This is a genomic window from Oceanospirillum sp. (assembly GCF_048265165.1).
Lineage (GTDB): Bacteria > Pseudomonadota > Gammaproteobacteria > Pseudomonadales > Halomonadaceae > Oceanospirillum.
Map to the genome: position 1 here is coordinate 100,619 of NZ_JBLXCD010000007.1, position 15,610 is coordinate 116,228.

General features: G+C 47.4%; 15 protein-coding genes. 3 read left to right on the forward strand and 12 right to left on the reverse strand.

Annotation, left to right across the window (positions count from 1 at the left end):
• Positions 1-13: 13 nt before the first annotated feature.
• On the reverse strand, positions 14-1,399 hold the full coding sequence (locus ACN0R8_RS13455; RefSeq protein WP_417598257.1) for a PLP-dependent aminotransferase family protein: 1,386 nt from the start codon (positions 1,397-1,399) through the stop codon (positions 14-16).
• Between the two features lie 229 nt (positions 1,400-1,628).
• Between ACN0R8_RS13455 and ACN0R8_RS13460 the strand changes: the two genes are divergently transcribed.
• On the forward strand, positions 1,629-2,252 hold the full coding sequence (locus tag ACN0R8_RS13460; RefSeq protein ID WP_417598259.1) for a LysE family translocator: 624 nt from the start codon (positions 1,629-1,631) through the stop codon (positions 2,250-2,252).
• Positions 2,253-2,339: 87 nt separating this feature from the next.
• Here ACN0R8_RS13460 and ACN0R8_RS13465 read toward each other — a convergent pair whose 3' ends face one another.
• Both ACN0R8_RS13465 and ACN0R8_RS13470 read right to left on the reverse strand, forming a co-directional pair.
• A complete protein-coding gene (locus ACN0R8_RS13465; RefSeq protein ID WP_417598261.1) occupies positions 2,340-3,023 on the reverse strand; it encodes a DNA-3-methyladenine glycosylase I in 684 nt (227 codons plus the stop codon).
• Between the two features lie 75 nt (positions 3,024-3,098).
• Complete coding sequence (locus ACN0R8_RS13470) at positions 3,099-4,289, reverse strand: RsmB/NOP family class I SAM-dependent RNA methyltransferase (RefSeq protein WP_417598263.1); 1,191 nt, start codon at positions 4,287-4,289, stop codon at positions 3,099-3,101.
• A gap of 389 nt (positions 4,290-4,678) precedes the next feature.
• Between ACN0R8_RS13470 and ACN0R8_RS13475 the strand changes: the two genes are divergently transcribed.
• The gene (locus ACN0R8_RS13475) at positions 4,679-5,671 is read left to right on the forward strand and encodes a cytochrome-c peroxidase (RefSeq protein WP_417598265.1); all 993 of its coding nucleotides are present in this window, start codon (positions 4,679-4,681) and stop codon (positions 5,669-5,671) included.
• Between the two features lie 119 nt (positions 5,672-5,790).
• On the forward strand, positions 5,791-6,444 hold the full coding sequence (locus ACN0R8_RS13480; protein ID WP_417598267.1) for a peroxiredoxin: 654 nt from the start codon (positions 5,791-5,793) through the stop codon (positions 6,442-6,444).
• Between the two features lie 157 nt (positions 6,445-6,601).
• Here ACN0R8_RS13480 and ACN0R8_RS13485 read toward each other — a convergent pair whose 3' ends face one another.
• From ACN0R8_RS13485 to proW, 9 genes are all read right to left on the reverse strand, one after another.
• A complete protein-coding gene (locus tag ACN0R8_RS13485; RefSeq protein WP_417598269.1) occupies positions 6,602-7,387 on the reverse strand; it encodes an HAD family hydrolase in 786 nt (261 codons plus the stop codon).
• Between the two features lie 12 nt (positions 7,388-7,399).
• A complete protein-coding gene (locus ACN0R8_RS13490) occupies positions 7,400-8,239 on the reverse strand; it encodes an endonuclease/exonuclease/phosphatase family protein (protein WP_417598271.1) in 840 nt (279 codons plus the stop codon).
• Entirely contained in the window at positions 8,239-9,048 is an 810-nt protein-coding gene (locus tag ACN0R8_RS13495) for a carbohydrate ABC transporter permease (protein ID WP_417598273.1), read from the reverse strand. The genes ACN0R8_RS13490 and ACN0R8_RS13495 overlap by 1 nt, the downstream gene beginning before the upstream one ends.
• 23 nt (positions 9,049-9,071) lie before the next feature.
• Positions 9,072-9,935, reverse strand: coding sequence for a carbohydrate ABC transporter permease (locus ACN0R8_RS13500; protein WP_417598275.1), 864 nt, complete (start codon positions 9,933-9,935; stop codon positions 9,072-9,074).
• Positions 9,936-9,987: 52 nt separating this feature from the next.
• Positions 9,988-11,301: an ABC transporter substrate-binding protein gene (locus ACN0R8_RS13505; RefSeq protein WP_417598277.1), complete on the reverse strand. Its 1,314-nt coding sequence runs from the start codon at positions 11,299-11,301 to the stop codon at positions 9,988-9,990.
• Between the two features lie 4 nt (positions 11,302-11,305).
• A complete protein-coding gene (locus ACN0R8_RS13510; RefSeq protein WP_417598279.1) occupies positions 11,306-12,307 on the reverse strand; it encodes an ABC transporter ATP-binding protein in 1,002 nt (333 codons plus the stop codon).
• Complete coding sequence (locus ACN0R8_RS13515) at positions 12,304-13,092, reverse strand: DeoR/GlpR family DNA-binding transcription regulator (protein ID WP_417598281.1); 789 nt, start codon at positions 13,090-13,092, stop codon at positions 12,304-12,306. The genes ACN0R8_RS13510 and ACN0R8_RS13515 overlap by 4 nt, the downstream gene beginning before the upstream one ends.
• Positions 13,093-13,400: 308 nt before the next feature.
• Positions 13,401-14,402, reverse strand: coding sequence for a glycine betaine/L-proline ABC transporter substrate-binding protein ProX (gene proX / locus ACN0R8_RS13520; RefSeq protein ID WP_417598283.1), 1,002 nt, complete (start codon positions 14,400-14,402; stop codon positions 13,401-13,403).
• 113 nt (positions 14,403-14,515) lie between these two features.
• Positions 14,516-15,610 (reverse strand): glycine betaine/L-proline ABC transporter permease ProW, encoded by a 1,095-nt coding sequence (gene proW / locus ACN0R8_RS13525; RefSeq protein WP_417598285.1) that lies wholly within the window; start codon positions 15,608-15,610, stop codon positions 14,516-14,518.

Here is a 15,610-nt window from a genome sequence, read left to right on the forward strand (position 1 = left end):
TGAGACTCTGTACTTAAAAAACAGACAAAGAAGGTTCCGGCTCCTGGAGTAGCAGTTCTGCCAGAATCTTTAGGCCTCGTTCCAGATGATTCTGCGACCACGCGCTGCTGGATGACAGGCGAATCGCCTGGGGAGCCCGGTACTGAGCGACAATAAAGTTATCTTCACCAATAACTTTTACATTGCGACGTTGCGCCTGTTGGATGAATTCACGGCTACGCCACGGTTCCGGCAGTTCAAGCCAGGCATGGAGACTATAAGGGTTAATTCGGCAGTTGAATGCCCCCAAGTACTCAGTCATAAGCTGGTTGCGTAGTATTAGCTCTTTTTTTTGTTCCTCAAGCAGCTGGCTTGCCAGACCACTTTTAATCCATCGGGTGCAAATCTCTGCGATAAGGGGGCTGGTCATCCACTGAGAGGCTCTCAGTGCATTTGATATCTGGGAGTGAATCTCATCCGGTGCAACCACCCAACCAACACGAATACCTGCTGCCAGTGTTTTTGACGCGCTGTTTATGTAAATTACTTTATCCGGTGCGATCTCAGCCAGCGGCGGCGGTGCATTTTCAAGGAGGTTTGCATTTACCGAATCTTCAATGATCCAAACATGATAACGACGGGCAATCTCAGCAATTGCTTCGCGTCGTGCTTCAGACATTATGGCGTTGGTAGGGTTTTGCAGCGAAGGAGTGCAATAAAGTACCCGGGGGGAAAATTGTTTGCACGCATCTTCAAAGGCAGAAGGCATTACACCCTCTTCGTCCATTGCCACGGGCTGTGGACGTAATCCTAGTTGATGGGTGACCGCCATAAAGCCGGGGTAGGTGATCGCTTCAGACAGAATGATATCGCCGGGGCGTGTTAGTGCCATGAGTGTCAGCATAATTGCATTCTGTCCGCCTCCTGTGATCATCAACTTGTCGGCGCTTGTGTGTAACCCTGTTAGTCCTAACCACTCGGCAGCCGCTTCCCGGTGCTCTGGCATTCCAATATCCGGCTGGTAGCTCAGTATTCGGTTCATTTTCACGGCATCTGAAGCGAGCTCTTGCATCGATTGACTCAGGGCATCAGCTCTGTCATGGGCAATGGGGAGGTTCAGCTGCAGGTCAACACAGTCTGGCTCGATCTCACCCTGAATCATAAATCTTTGCCCCTGGGCATGAGGCGTTGTAACAAAAGAGCCTCGTCCAACCCGTGCGGTTACCAAGCCCCGGCGCTCTGCTTCTGCATAGGCACGGGTAATAGTGCCGACAGTGACGCCTAACGTATCCGCCAGAGCACGATGAGTTGGCAGCCGGTCACCATCATTAAGATCACCTTGAGCAATTGATTCAGCTATCGCATCTGCAATCGCGATGTAGCGAGGGCCGTGAAAGTGTTCAAGTTTTGGAATCCACATGATGCTGTTTGTTCTCTGCTATTAACGGTTATTGTAATGGTGACAATAAAAGGATTGATCGCTTTTTATTGCTAAGGCTATAGTGACAATCTGTCGGATGCAAACGAGACAAAGCTGAGTTTAAGGTTTGAATTGTATCGCGACAATAATCATTTTGGAGTGTATGCCGGCCGTAGAGACAGTCGGTGGCATTTTCGGCTGCAATTAAGCACTTTTAGGGGGATCGGAGATGGATGCAGTAGGGCTTATATTTACTTTGGAAGGGTTTTATCTACCGGTAGCACTCTTTGTATTGAGCACCGCAGGCACACCGGGCCCGAATAATATTATTCTGACGGCTACGGGTGCCCGATTTGGTTTTCGCAAATCCTTACCTGGGGTGTACGGCATTATTTTCGGGACAGCCAGCCAGATTGTTATGGTTGCGGCTGGCCTCGGTATCCTCTTCCAGCAATGGCCTGTACTGCACACTCTTCTGAAAATGGCTGGCGGGACTTATCTGGTCTGGTTGGCGTGGAAAATACTGCGTAGTCCGGTTCAGGAGATGTCTGCGGAAGAAGGCCAGGAGCCGGTAGGGTTTATTCAGATGGCTCTGTTTCAGTACCTGAATCCCAAAGCCTGGGTGATGAACTTATCCATGGTTTCGGCTTTTTCAGTTGCAGGCGAGGTGTATTGGCAGTCGATTATGCTCATTATTCTGGTAGCTTTTACCGTGATGAATATGACTCAGAACGCTTGGGCTGGCTTTGGCAGCGCCATTGGCCGTCTACTGACTTCGGATCAGATTCGGGTTCGTTTTAATATGCTGATGGCGACCTTAACGGCACTTTCAGTGTACTTTATTCTTAGGTAGAGGGTTTTGGGTAATCCATGGCTAAAAGCAAAGGTGACAATTTAAAATTGTCACCTTTTTTATTAAGCCATACTCGTTTATCTGCACTCAGATGTAGTTTTCCCCAACACCCATGGCGATTGTCCGGCTGATAGCGGCAAAGGAGCGACCGGACTCCTGTCGCCACCGGTTAAAGGCATCCTGGGCTTCCTGCATCGCCTTCTTGCTGGTTGGGCTGGTGGCTGTGACCACATTATGAGCTTTTAGATAAGCCCAGACATCGTTGGTGAAGATAAAAGTATCCACACCCAGCTGGCGCAGGGCGTAAGGACCAGTGTTGCCCCCCAGCCGCTTACCGTGCTTTTTCAGGTATTGCCAAAGACCAACGATATCCTCTTCCGGCCAGTTCGCAATAAAACGGGCAAAGCTTTTGTGCTCAAACTGCAGGTCGTAGATCATCTGGGCATTGTGCTTGATGGTCATCACCTTGCTCAGATTACGAATGATTTTTGGGTCTTTGGCTTTCTGTTCCCACTGCTCATCGCTGAGCAGTAGCAGGGTATCCGGTTCGAAATTGAAAAAGTGCTCTTCAAAGTCTGGCCATTTTTGTTCCACAACTCGCCAAACAAATCCTGACTGAAACACCGATTTGGTGAACTGAGCCAGATAGCGACTGTCATCCAGAGCCGCAAGTGCTTCACGGCTAAGGGAGTTTGGGAGTAGGGCTTCCAGAGCCGCTTCTCCACCTTTGCGTTCCGCAGCCCTCTGATAGATCTGGTCAAAGCGTTCCATATCGATTCCTCGGTCAGTTTGCCGCTTTTTTACGGAGCTAAGGCTTTATCGGAGTACCTGTGTGAGTCGTCAGGTTTAAGCAACCCGCTTCAGGCGCGCCATATAGAAACCGTCACTGTTCAGAGCGGACGGGTAGATTGTTGTCTCTTCTAGCAACTCAAAAGCACCGCTGCAGTTTTGCAGGAAGTGAGCGACCTGATCCTGATTCTCCATCGGTAGAATGCTGCAGGTGGCATAAACCACCTCGCCACCTACCTTCGCCATCTTGCTGTAGCGCTGCAGAATATCCTGCTGGGTTATGCAGAGTTGCTCAAGATCGTCAAACAGAGGGTTCCATTTGGCTTCCGGATTACGGCGTAGAACACCAAGGCCGGAACAAGGTACATCCAGAAGAACACGGTCTGCACTGGCCCGCAGACGCTTGATCTGAGTGGAGGATTCGATCAGACGGGTTTCCAGGTTGTTTATGCCGGTGCGTTTAGCACGCTTACGCAACTGATCCAGCTTACGTTGCTCCACATCCATAGCAATGATACGCCCTTTATTCTGCATCAGTGCGGCTATATGCAGGGTTTTTCCGCCGGTTCCCGCGCAGGCGTCAACAGTGAGCATGCCCGGCTTGGGATTGAGCATTCTGGCAATCTGTTGAGACCCCAGGTCCTGCTGCTCAAACCAGCCGTCGTGGAAGCTCTTGCTGCGAAACAGAGGAACATCGCCACGAATAATCAGAGCATCCGGTTGCTTATCCACAGGTTCGCTGGGAATTTGTTCCGCTTTGAGCTGCTGCTGTAATTGCTCCCGGGTTCCTTTTAGTTGATTGGCCCTAATGTAACGCAGCGGAGCTTGCGCCAGAAACTCGCGCTCCTGTGGCCAGCGCCGCCCCAGTTGTTGCTGAGCAATCTTATCGAGCCATTCGGGGCAGCCATCTTTCAACAACGGCCATTGATTGGCTTCTTCGATGCGGCGGTGATCAATACTGAAACCTGTTTTTCTGCCCTTGCTGTGCTGTTTCGGTGCCCGACCCTGCTCTGTAAGCCATGCTAGTAGAAGATGTTCCGGTGCTTTCTCATCGGCAGGATCATCCAGTTCGGCAATGAAGAGATAAAAACTCAGGCGGCGGATAATGTCGCCGGTAGCATTCACAATTCGCCCCTGCTCAATGGGTGTCATCTCATTGCGGGAAAAATGATAGGCATAGCTGCGATCCAGGGCTTTTTTGTTGTGCAGAACATCTGACAGCAGTGCACAGACTACGGTGTTAAACATTGAAGGCATCTGTGTATTAGCCCGACTGCGGGGACCGCCCCCTTGTTGAGGGCGTCCTGTGCTGCTGCGGCTTTTATGAATGTGGCCAGAGGCAGATGGACGGCCAGCATTTTTTGCAGAGGCTCTTTTGGGCGATCGTGAAGGCTTTTTAGCTGGCATAAGGTACTCGTTCAGGCTAGGGCAGGATAGTAAAGAGTAAAACAGGGCAGGCATCATAAGTATTTGCCTGGCAAGCCGCAATGGCTCAGGTTTGTTTAAGAAAAATGTTTGTTGTAGCGGGCTGTATTGTGATTGCTTTGAGTCATACATATAGCCCCTTTTTTTGTATGGATATTTGGCGTTAAGTTATCCTTGTACGCATGGTCCGTCATAGCTTGAGAGGTAGTTTAATGAAGCATTTACTTATTGCAGCGACCTTTATAGGGTTGGCCCCCTTTGCAGTTGCAGATATGCGTAGCGAGCCGGTAGAGCCTGTATCACCGGTAAAAGAAATTAACCTTGCACTATCTGAGTTGGGTAAAAAACTTTATTTTGACCCAAGGCTTTCAGCTTCTGGGTTTATTTCATGTAATTCCTGCCATAACCTGAGTATGGGGGGAACGGATAATATTAAAACCTCAATTGGTCATAAGTGGCAGCAAGGGCCAATTAACTCTCCTACGGTGCTTAACTCAAGTCTGAGTCTGGCTCAGTTCTGGGATGGTCGTGCTGCAGATCTTAAAGAGCAGGCAGGTGGCCCAATAGCAAACCCCGGGGAGATGGCATCGTCTCATACTCTGGCTGTCGATGTTGTTGCTTCTATTCCTGGTTATGTACATGACTTTAAGCAGGTGTTTGGTGATAGCGGTACAGTCAATATAGACCGTATTACAGATGCGATTGCTGAGTTTGAAAAAACACTGGTAACGCCAAATGCACCGTTTGACCGTTGGTTGCTGGGCGATGATCGTGCAATTAGTCAGTACGAGCTTGAAGGGTACAAGCTCTTTAAGAGTAGTGGTTGTGTAGCCTGCCACAATGGTGAGGCTGTTGGTGGGAACTCATTCCAGAAAATGGGCATTATGGAGCCTTACCAAACTCATAATCAAGTTGAAGGCCGTGCGGCTGTAACCGGCAAAGATGCTGATCGTTTTATGTTTAAAGTGCCGACATTGCGCAATGTGGAGCTGACTTACCCCTACTTCCATGATGGAGAGGCAGAAACCCTCACAGAGGCCACTGATATCATGGGACGTCTGCAACTCGGCCGCAAGTTTACTGAAGAAGAGAATGCCAAAATTGTTGCGTTCCTGAAAACCCTGACTGGTGATCAGCCTAAGTTTATGATGCCGATTTTACCGCCGTCTGTTGACCAGACTCCAAAACCTCAACCATTTGACTAATAACCTTCCCGCAGAGCTATAGGTTTCACCTATAGCTCTGATAGGTTATTTCTTGTGTTTATTTTATTAGGAGGTGTTAAATTAGAGTTATACAAAACGAATGAAGACGGAGAAATTAAATGGACAATAACATACAGCAAGTTGCAGGTTTACCACGATTAAATGAGCCTGCTCCAGCGTTTAGTGCTCCAACCACTGATGGTGTGAAAACCCTGGAAGACTATAAAGGGAAGTGGCTGGTACTCTTTTCCCACCCTGCCGACTTTACACCGGTATGCACTACTGAATTTATGGCATTCGCTAAATTAGCACCAGAGTTTAATAAACGGAACTGTGAACTGCTTGGGCTTTCGATTGATAGTCATCACTCGCACATAGCTTGGATGCGCAACATTAAAGAGAAGTTTGGTGTTGAGATCCCATTCCCGATTATCGCCGATCTGAAAATGGATGTTGCCCGCGCTTATGGCATGATCCATCCGGGAGCTGCTGATACATCTGCGGTTCGGGCAACTTTTCTGATTGATCCGGAAGGTATCCTGCGGGCTATGGTTTACTACCCGATGAGTAATGGCCGTTCAATTCCTGAATTCTTGCGAATGCTGGATGCGATGCAAACCAGTGATGAGCATCAGGTTGCAACACCGGAAGGTTGGCAGCCAGGTGATAAGGTGATTGTACCGCCGTCAGCAACAGCTGAAGGTGCTGAGGAGCGCATGAATTCCGGTGATTACGAGTGTGTGGATTTCTATTTCTGTACTAAAACGCTGTAGTTGACCAGACTGTTTACAGCCTGAAATATTATTTAAGTGAATCACCCAGAGTTTACGTTTTTTCCGTATTTCTGTGGTGATTCACCGCATAGCGTTCAGCTTTTCTTCGATGCTACCGCTTGCATTTTTTTACCTTAATCTCAATATCCCATATAAATTAATAAATTTTATATTCTATTTTTTTATCGAGTAATGCATTGGCCAATTCGATAAAACCTAAACCGCCATTTTGTTGAGTAATATAGTCGGGCTTATGACTCAATGTTGGCAAAAATCTTTGTACGTTCGCCACGCCTACCGTTAGCGGAATAGATTCAAACATGGCCTCATCGTTGGTGGAGTCTCCGATAAAAGCGCATTCACCTAAAGCAATTTGCTGAGTTTCCAGCCACGCCATAGCACCGCTGGCCTTATTGTAATCGCCGATCCAGATGTTGATATGAATAGAGCTAAGCTTGGCATTAACTCCTTGAGATTTCAGCCATTCGGTTGCTTGTTTTGCTCTGAAAAAATCGACCTTTACTGCCTGTCCGATATCCAGTGCTACATCGCTAATACGAAAGTTTTGATCTTGGGTAAAGCCGATATCGGGGAAAGTTTTTTTCAGTTTTATCGCTAACTCTTTAAGTTCATCGAGGTCCTGGTCAACCTGCTCTGCGGCTTTTAAATAGTGAATGATTGTATGTCCGCCCTCAGCTTGTTCCATATAAAATGCGCCGTTTTCTCCGACAATATATTTGATAGGCAAGGTTTTTAATAAGCAATCACACCAACCTGCACTTGCGCCTGTGACGGGTACAACTAAAATGCCAGCGGCTCTTAGCTGATGTATGGCTTGTATTGTCTCGAATGGTATTTCGCCGTTGAAGGTAAGGGTGTCGTCTACATCGGTAAATAGGACGCGGATTTTCTGGCTGAGATTGCTAGGTAATTGTTCGGGCATAGTCATAAGTCATTAGTCTTTTAAAGTAAGGCAGATAGGTTGATGGTCCGAAGCCATGGTTTCAGTGTTCACTTCAAACGTGTCGATAAGGTTTTGTAACGTAGCGCTACAAAGGAAGTAATCCCGAGTATGCGGGCCTTCAGGCCAAAGCGCTTGATCGTGAACACCACAGGTTGGCTGGCGTGTTTTGTTGGTAGAAAGTGTGGCGCAATCAAGCCAGCCATCGGTTTGAGTAAGCTGCAGATAAGAGGGGCTGTCGAGAGCGACATTTAAGTCGCCGCACAGCAATACATGGTGGCCTTTTTCTGCACTGTGGTAGGCATCTTGATCGAAAATTTCTGGGTTAGGCGTCAGCAAGGGCGATGCATGACCAAGAATCTGAGCTTTTAAATTTGCCAAATAGTCTAACTGCTGCTGAGACTCCAAGGCGGAGTGATAAGCAAGGTGGGTACTGAGTAAGGTTATACTTGAATCATGATAGCGAATTACAGTCTCCACTAAAGTCCTGGGAATCTGTATCGCTGGTCGTACACAGGGCATTGGTAGCTGGTGGCTACGCTGATCTAACAAGGTGCCATGTTTTACCAAGGTAAGATTGCCAAACTCCTGTCGTCTTTGAGCATCCAAAGGACGGCTAAAGCCCGGTGCCCATGCGCTGTGGTAGTTGGCAAAAGCCTCTTCAAATATTTTTTTCTGATCGTTGTTACTATAAGGCTCAATGTAGCGTGCTACTTCTTGCAAGCAGATAGCGTCAAGCTCTCCAAAAGCTTTAATATCCCTGATAATTCGTTCGCTATCAAAGACATCATCACACCCCTTGGTCGATTGAATATTCCAACTGAGTATCCGCATTATTTAATCCCGGCATGCATAAATGATTGGATAAATTGGCGCTGAAAAAGAATAAATACCGCCAGTAAAGGCCCGATAGAGATCAAGGTGCCAGCGCAGATTACGCCCCAGTCCACACCTGATTCCGGCGCACCAAAAATGGATAAGCCAACGGTTAATGGGCGGCTGTTTTCTGTATTGGTCGCCACCAGAGGCCAAAGAAAATTATTCCAGTGGGTACTGATTGAAACCAAGGCGTAAGCCACATAAGTAGGCTTGGCGAGAGGTACATAAACCTTCCAAATGATTTGTAAAAGGTTGCAACCTTCGAGCTTGGCGGCATTTTCTAAATCCATCGGTACGCTCTTAAAGCTTTGGCGCAACAGAAAAATGCCAAAGGCACTGGCCATGTAAGGAATAGCTACTGCAAAGTAGGTATCAATAAGGCGTAACTGTGCAAGAGTTTGATAGTTTTCTACAATGAGTATTTCCGGTGTCACCATGAGCTGCATGATGATCAAACTAAAGATCAATGCACGGCCACGAAACTCAATACGCGCTAAAGCATAGGCCGCTAACGTACATACGATTAACTGCCCTATTAGGGTCAACAGACTGATAGCAAAGGTATTAAGCATGTAGCGCACGAAAGGTGCCTGATCCCAGGCTTTGATAAAGTTGTTTATTTCCAATGGCGCAAAAAGCTGAAAACTGGTGGCATAGTCTGCACTGTGAAACGCGGCCCAAAATGCATACAGCAAAGGAAATACCCATAGCAGGGCGAAGACCCAAGCGACACCAGAAGAGCAGGCGGTGAATAATTTATTCATGACGGGGCTCTACGGTTAGGGGATTAATAATGAACACGGCGTTCAATAACTCCGAATTGAATTAACGCCATAACGATTAATACCAACAGCAATATGACGGTAAGCGCCGAAGCATAAGCGGTATCGAAAAATGCAAACGAGTTCTCGTAGATGTAATAAAGTAACAAGTTGGTTGCATTGTTTGGCCCACCTTTGGTCAAGATAAAAAGGTGGTCAATCAACTTAAACGCGTTTAATAAAGCGTTTACAAATACAAATAAAGTCGTCGGCATCAATAATGGAAAAGTAATACGTTTAAACGTGTACCACACAGAGGCATTTTCTGTTTTAGCCGCTTTATATAAATCAGGTGAAATGGTTTGTAATGCCGCCAGATAAAAAATCATAAAGAAGCCAGCTTCTTTCCAGATGGTCATGGCCATTAGGCTGTATAGAGCCGTGTCTGGGTCCCCTAACCAGTTGATTCCTGATCCGCCAAAACTTTCGAGTATACTGTTAAATAAGCCAATTTCGGGGCTGTAAAACAGTAACCAAATATTCGCTACAGAAATCATCGGTAACATGGTCGGAGTAAAGAAAGAAAGACGTAGAAAGCTTTGCCCTGCAATCTTGCTGTTCACCCATAGGGCCATAACTAACGCCAGCACGATTGAGGCAGGGACGGTCACTAAGGCATAGAGCAGGTTGTTTTTCAGTACTTTCCAGAAAACAGTGTCCTCTATTAAACGGGCATAGTTCTCATCGCTAAAATAGTCACCCATTTGTACGCCAAAGCCGAAAAAGCTGCGCCATACCGTATTCCCAATAGGGAAGTAGGTAAAAGCGACCAGAAGTATTAGGGCGGGTGCCAATAGTAACCAAGCTTGGGCTTTGTAGGTTTTAAACATATTTTATCTCAGTGCGAGGCCAATAAAGGCCCCGCTGTATTCAAGTTGAAAATTAACGGTAACGAGACAGAATACGTTCTGCTTGTTTCTGGGCAGACGTTAACGCCTGCTCAGCACTTTTTTGGCCGTTTAGTACCGCTTGAATCGCATCATCCAGCAGTTTGCGCACGCGACCCGATTGGTGGGTCGATAGCTCAGCTGTTGCAAATTTAAGCTGATCACGCGCCACAGCTGCAGGTGGGAAGTTGCTTACATACTCTTTTAGCTCTGGTGTTTGATAAGCCGCTGGGCTGATGCCCATGTAGCCAGTTTGAATGCTCCATTTTGCGGCTTGCTCCGGTGATGTCATGAACTTCACTAGCTCTAAAGCCGCGTGTTTCTCTTCTTTGGTGGCATTTTTGAAGAGGTAGAAGTTACCGCCACCCGTTGGTGAGCCACGCTCAACATCGGCAGGTAACATCGCCACACCGAAATCAAACTTCGCTGCGTTCTTAACGGCTGTTAGATTGCCTGTTGAATGCCACATCATGGCCGTTTTTTCTTCTAGGAAGTTTTGGCGTAAAGTGCCCCATTCAATAGTGCCTTTTGGCATTACTTGGTACTTATCACCAAGATCTTGCCAAAACTCCAGAGCTGCAATCGCTTTTGGGTCATCGAAGTAGGTTTTGTCGCCCGCCTGATTCATTAGCTTATGGTTTTTCTCTTTCGTTAAGGCTCCAAACATCCAGTATGGGTAACCCGTTGATGGAATCATCGCGCCCCATTGAGTTACTTTGCCATTGCTGTCTTTCTTGGTCAGTTTCTGACCCATGTCGATCAGCTCTTGCCAGTTGCTTGGCGCTTTTTCTGGATCAAGCCCTGCCGCGCGGAACATGTCTTTGTTGTAGTACATAACAATGGTCGAACGCTGGAAAGGAATGCCGTAGGTTTTGCCATCGACGATACCGTTTTCCATCAGTGCGGGGTGGAAGCTGTTGAGCCAAGTCTTTTCTTCAGGTGTACTGATTACGTCATCAAATGGCACGATAGCGTCCAAATCCATGAGCTCATGAACATCAATGGAGAACATAACGGATAATTGCGCGGGCTGGCCACTGTTAAGTGCTGCAAGGGCTTTAACTCGGGCATCATTGTAGTTGCCGGCATAGATCGCATTGACGTCAATGTCTGGGTTTTGTTGTTCAAAATCGTCCACAATCGAGTCCACTACCTTGGTTAAAGAACCACCAACGGAGACTGGGTAGTACATGGTTAACTCTGTTTTGGCGTGCACTAACGCTGAAAAACTCAGCCCTATTGCTCCTACGGTGAGAAGTTTCTTCAGGTTTTTACGCATTACAGTCGCTCCATTCAGGTTGGTTTTCATCGTGCTATACCCCGGCAAGACGTTTGCCAGTTGTTTTGGAAAAAAGATGTTGTTCTTGCTCAGGCCAAAGGATGTTGAGCTGTGAACCTGTGCTTAAATGATGTTTTCCCATTAGGGACAACTGAATGTCTTTAGCGCCCTGATAAGGGCCATTTACAATGTCCACGTTGATGACAGTGGTCGCCCCCTGATAGTCACAGCTATTGATCTTGGCGGCATGACCTGCTGAGTTGAGCTCGATATGTTCAGGGCGAATACCAATGATGTGTTCTCCATGGGGAATCAGGTTCATCGATGGGTGGCCAATAAAACGTGCGACAAAAGTCGACTCAGGCTGCTGGTAGAAGCTCTCCGGCGTGCCCTGTTGCTCTACTTGACCTTGATTTAACAAGATGATCTTGTCGGCCATACTCATGGCTTCAATCTGATCATGGGTGACATAAACGAGGGTTAAACCAAGGCTTTTTTGTAGCTGACGCAGCTCATTACGCATTTCGTTACGAAGCTTGGTATCTAAGTTGGAAAGCGGTTCATCCATCAGGCACAGAGGGGCTTGTGACGCGATACTTCTTGCCAGAGCCACACGCTGGCATTGGCCGCCAGAAAGTTGGCTTGGTTTCTTTTGGATATGTTCTTCAAGGCCGACCAGTTCAATGGCGTGTTTTAGTCGTTTAATTTGCTCTTGCTTATCAACTCGCCGCGCTTTTAAACCAAACAAGATGTTTTCCTTCACGGTCAGGTGAGGGAATAGCGCATAAGACTGGAACACCATGGATAATCCACGTTTACCCGGTGGTAATTGAGTGATGTTTTGGCTCCCAAGATGAATCTCTCCGGCGCTGGGTGACTCAAGTCCTGCAATCATGTTTAAAGTCGTCGATTTACCACAGCCACTGGGCCCTAATAGGGAGATAAACTCGCCTTGTTCGATGGAGAAGCTAATATCATTGACGACACAATGATTGGCATATTCTTTAGTTAAGTTAGAGACGTTTAAAAAGCTCATAATGACCTCGCAGATGCGTTATCTGCTGTTATAACTTTCACGCCATGCTGCTCGCATAATTGCAGGAGTTCATGACCAATGTGGTTGGTAAAAAACATATCGATTTTTTTCAAATGACTGCTTTTCACAGGCGCACTGCGTTGGAATTTATGTTGGTCGGCCACCAAGAGACGCTGTTCGCAATTATCCAAAATAGCTTGGGATAAATGGGATTCTTCGGGGGAGAAATCGAGCAGATCGCCAGTGCTGGAAATGCCACCGACACCACAAATACCGTAATTAACTTGAAATTTTCTGAGGTATTGAGTGGCGTCTTCGCCCACGACGTCCTGATCGGTGGCACGAATGCGACCGCTGACCATGTGAGTTTCGATATTAGGGTTCTCACACAAAGCGATAGCGGCATTGAGGTTGTTCGTGATGACCGTGAGCCCTGGGTGATGAATCAGGTGGCGAGCGATTTGCTCCGGAGTGGTGCCGATGCCTAAAAAGATACTGCTACCTTCCGGCAGGTAATTGACTAACTGACTGGCGATCTGCTTTTTCTCTTCCAGGTGGATAATTTGTCGATTGGAAAAAGACAAATTACTACGCTGTACCGGTAAGCAAATCCCACCATGAACGCGTTTTACCAACGCAAACTCACTGAGAAGGTTTAACTCTTTACGTATGGTTTGAACTGACACATCAAAATGTTCCGTGAGCTCAGCACTGGACACCTTGCCACCGTGATTTTTGAGTAGCTCCAGAATCTCTTTTTGTCTTATGGATAAGCGACCTGTCATACGAAACCCTAATATGTATTTTATCTGTCGATCGAAATACTATTTGTTTCGTATGAACGCTTGTTGAACGATTTTTGACAGTTTTGTGTCGGTTTCTCTAATAGCGGCTTTTGGCGTTAATAAAGGACTGATGTATCGAGAGTTAATCGGTGATTTAGAGAACGTTAAAAAGGGAGTGGGATTACAGGTGTTCAAAAATAAATAATGGCGTTCTTAGAAATCAAAGAAAAACCCCTATCCTGAGATAGGGGTTATCAAAAACTTAGTTTTTTTACTGCGCCAGAAAGTAAAACTCCGACTTGTAGATCTTATTTGGCTGCTTTCTTCGCAGTGCTGATCCACTGGTCAAATGTTTTCTGGTTCGCCTGGATCCACTGATCTGCGTGACGCTCGATCTCTTTAACGGAATCCTGACCGTTGCTGATCATCATGTTTTCAGCGCTAACCGCGTTGATCGGTAGTTTCATGATTTCGAACAGTTTTGCAGCCGCCGGGTTTGCTTCTGCCCACTCTTTATTGGCAACAATGCGCTCAGCGTTGATATCGAAGCCATAGTTTTTGCCATTTGGCAGTGCGGTATCGGTACCGTTCGGGTTAGCGGAGTATGGAACTTCCAGCCAAACGACGTCTTTACCCGGAACCAGTTTGCCTGATACCCAATATGGCGTCCAAGTGTAGTACAGCACAGATTCGCCATCGTTAAAGCGGGCGATAGTGTCAGAAATAATGGCAGCGTATTGACCCTGTTTGTGTGTAATAGAGTCACGCAGTTTAAATTCGGTCAGCTGATGTTCAATTACACCTTCGCAGCCCCAGCCTGCCTGACAGCCGGTCAGATCTGCTTTGCCATCACCATCCGTATCAAACAGTTTAGCCAGCTTGGGATCTTTCAGGTCAGTGATTTTAGTGATGCCGTATTTATCAGCCGTTTTTTTGTCGATCAGGTAGCCCTGTGCCGCTCCGCTGATATAGGTACCCTTGCGATAGAATTTGTCATCTCCACCCGCATTAGCATACATACCGTTGTGCAGAGGGAACCAGTTGACTGCCATATAGGTAATATCGCCACTTGAGATCGCGGTGTAGCCTGCGCTGTAGTCGACTTCTTTAATGGGCAGGACATCATAGCCCAGCTTTTCCAGTGCTTTATTAACAACAACCGTCTGGAACTTCTCTTCTGCAATAGGGCTGTGCACACCCTGTACCTTAATACCTTCACCAGGAAGGTGGCCATCTGCCAGTGCTGCACTGCTGGCAACGGTTGTACTGAGTGCTAAAGCCGTCAACAGGCTTTTCTTCATTGATTTCATACGTGTATCTCCATTTTCTTTTCTTATTTATAAATATTTTGTTCAGGCTCAGCTTCTGAGAAGAGGGCAGAGCCTGGTTTGTGAAGTCGCTGACCGGACATCAATGTAAGTATTTATGAGCGACCCATTGCACGGCGAGCGATACCTACCGGGCCTGCTTCATACCAGTGTCGAACTCCACGGCTTCGGGAGTCCTGCCCCAAGGCCTGAGTCATACGGTCTAAGATAATGGCCAAGATGACGATACCAACACCGCCGACAGTTGCCAGTCCAATATCGAGGCGACCAATGCCACGTAGTACCATTAGCCCAAGACCGCCCACAGAGATCATGGATGCAATGACAACCATAGAGAGGCAGAGCATAAGTGTTTGGTTGACGCCTGCCATAATCGTTGGCATTGCCAGTGGCAGCTGTACTTTAAACAGCATCTGACGAGGGTTAGCACCGAATGAGTTGGCTGCTTCAATCAGGTCGCCAGGTACCTGACGGATACCTAGGTTGGTCAGGCGTATAATCGGGGGCATAGCAAAGATAATCGTTACTACAACACCGGGTACGTTGCCGATACCGAACAGCATGACAATAGGTACCAGGTAGACAAAGGCAGGGGTGGTTTGCATCGCATCCAATGTGGGGCGTAATACTCGATTAATCTTTTCACTACGGGCCATTAGGATGCCGAGGGGCATACCCAGCAGAGCACAGAAGAAGACCGAGGTCAGCACCAGCGATAGTGTTGTCATCGCTTCGCTCCATGCGCCGATACCACCCAAAATAATCAGGCTGATAACGGTGCCGATAGCCAGTCGCTTATTAGCGAGTTGCCAGGCGAGCAGGCCAAAAATCAGAATCATCAGAAAGGGATGTGCGGAGTTTAGCAGAGTGTCAATCGAAGTTAGTGTGGCATCAACCGGGGCTTTAATGGCGCTGAAGAAAGGGCGGAAGTTACCCACGACCCACTCCAGTGCATTTTCGACCCAGCCCTCCAGAGGGATCCATGACTGGGCAAAAGGGTCGGCCAGGGTGACCTGGTCCTCCACAACGGCAGCGACGTCCTCATTTAGCCAGGCCTCACTACTAGTGACCTCATCTGAAGACCGTTCAGCATTACCCCAAGGATTGTCGGCTGGCTCTGGACTGGCAAATGGATTATCCGTATCCGAGGCTTGAGTATCAGTGGCAAAAGGGTTGTTTTCAGTGCTCAT

What these genes read in the sequence shown, in the direction of transcription:
- ACN0R8_RS13455 (WP_417598257.1), bottom strand. Translation starts at nt 1,399, where the DNA reads ATGTGGATTCCAAAACTTGAACACTTTCACGGCCCTCGCTACATCGCG.
- ACN0R8_RS13460 (WP_417598259.1), top strand. Translation starts at nt 1,629, where the DNA reads ATGGATGCAGTAGGGCTTATATTTACTTTGGAAGGGTTTTATCTACCG.
- ACN0R8_RS13465 (WP_417598261.1), bottom strand. Translation starts at nt 3,023, where the DNA reads ATGGAACGCTTTGACCAGATCTATCAGAGGGCTGCGGAACGCAAAGGT.
- ACN0R8_RS13470 (WP_417598263.1), bottom strand. Translation starts at nt 4,289, where the DNA reads ATGTTTAACACCGTAGTCTGTGCACTGCTGTCAGATGTTCTGCACAAC.
- ACN0R8_RS13475 (WP_417598265.1), top strand. Translation starts at nt 4,679, where the DNA reads ATGAAGCATTTACTTATTGCAGCGACCTTTATAGGGTTGGCCCCCTTT.
- ACN0R8_RS13480 (WP_417598267.1), top strand. Translation starts at nt 5,791, where the DNA reads ATGGACAATAACATACAGCAAGTTGCAGGTTTACCACGATTAAATGAG.
- ACN0R8_RS13485 (WP_417598269.1), bottom strand. Translation starts at nt 7,387, where the DNA reads ATGCCCGAACAATTACCTAGCAATCTCAGCCAGAAAATCCGCGTCCTA.
- ACN0R8_RS13490 (WP_417598271.1), bottom strand. Translation starts at nt 8,239, where the DNA reads ATGCGGATACTCAGTTGGAATATTCAATCGACCAAGGGGTGTGATGAT.
- ACN0R8_RS13495 (WP_417598273.1), bottom strand. Translation starts at nt 9,048, where the DNA reads ATGAATAAATTATTCACCGCCTGCTCTTCTGGTGTCGCTTGGGTCTTC.
- ACN0R8_RS13500 (WP_417598275.1), bottom strand. Translation starts at nt 9,935, where the DNA reads ATGTTTAAAACCTACAAAGCCCAAGCTTGGTTACTATTGGCACCCGCC.
- ACN0R8_RS13505 (WP_417598277.1), bottom strand. Translation starts at nt 11,301, where the DNA reads ATGAAAACCAACCTGAATGGAGCGACTGTAATGCGTAAAAACCTGAAG.
- ACN0R8_RS13510 (WP_417598279.1), bottom strand. Translation starts at nt 12,307, where the DNA reads ATGAGCTTTTTAAACGTCTCTAACTTAACTAAAGAATATGCCAATCAT.
- ACN0R8_RS13515 (WP_417598281.1), bottom strand. Translation starts at nt 13,092, where the DNA reads ATGACAGGTCGCTTATCCATAAGACAAAAAGAGATTCTGGAGCTACTC.
- proX (WP_417598283.1), bottom strand. Translation starts at nt 14,402, where the DNA reads ATGAAATCAATGAAGAAAAGCCTGTTGACGGCTTTAGCACTCAGTACA.
- proW (WP_417598285.1), bottom strand. Translation starts at nt 15,610, where the DNA reads ATGAGCACTGAAAACAACCCTTTTGCCACTGATACTCAAGCCTCGGAT.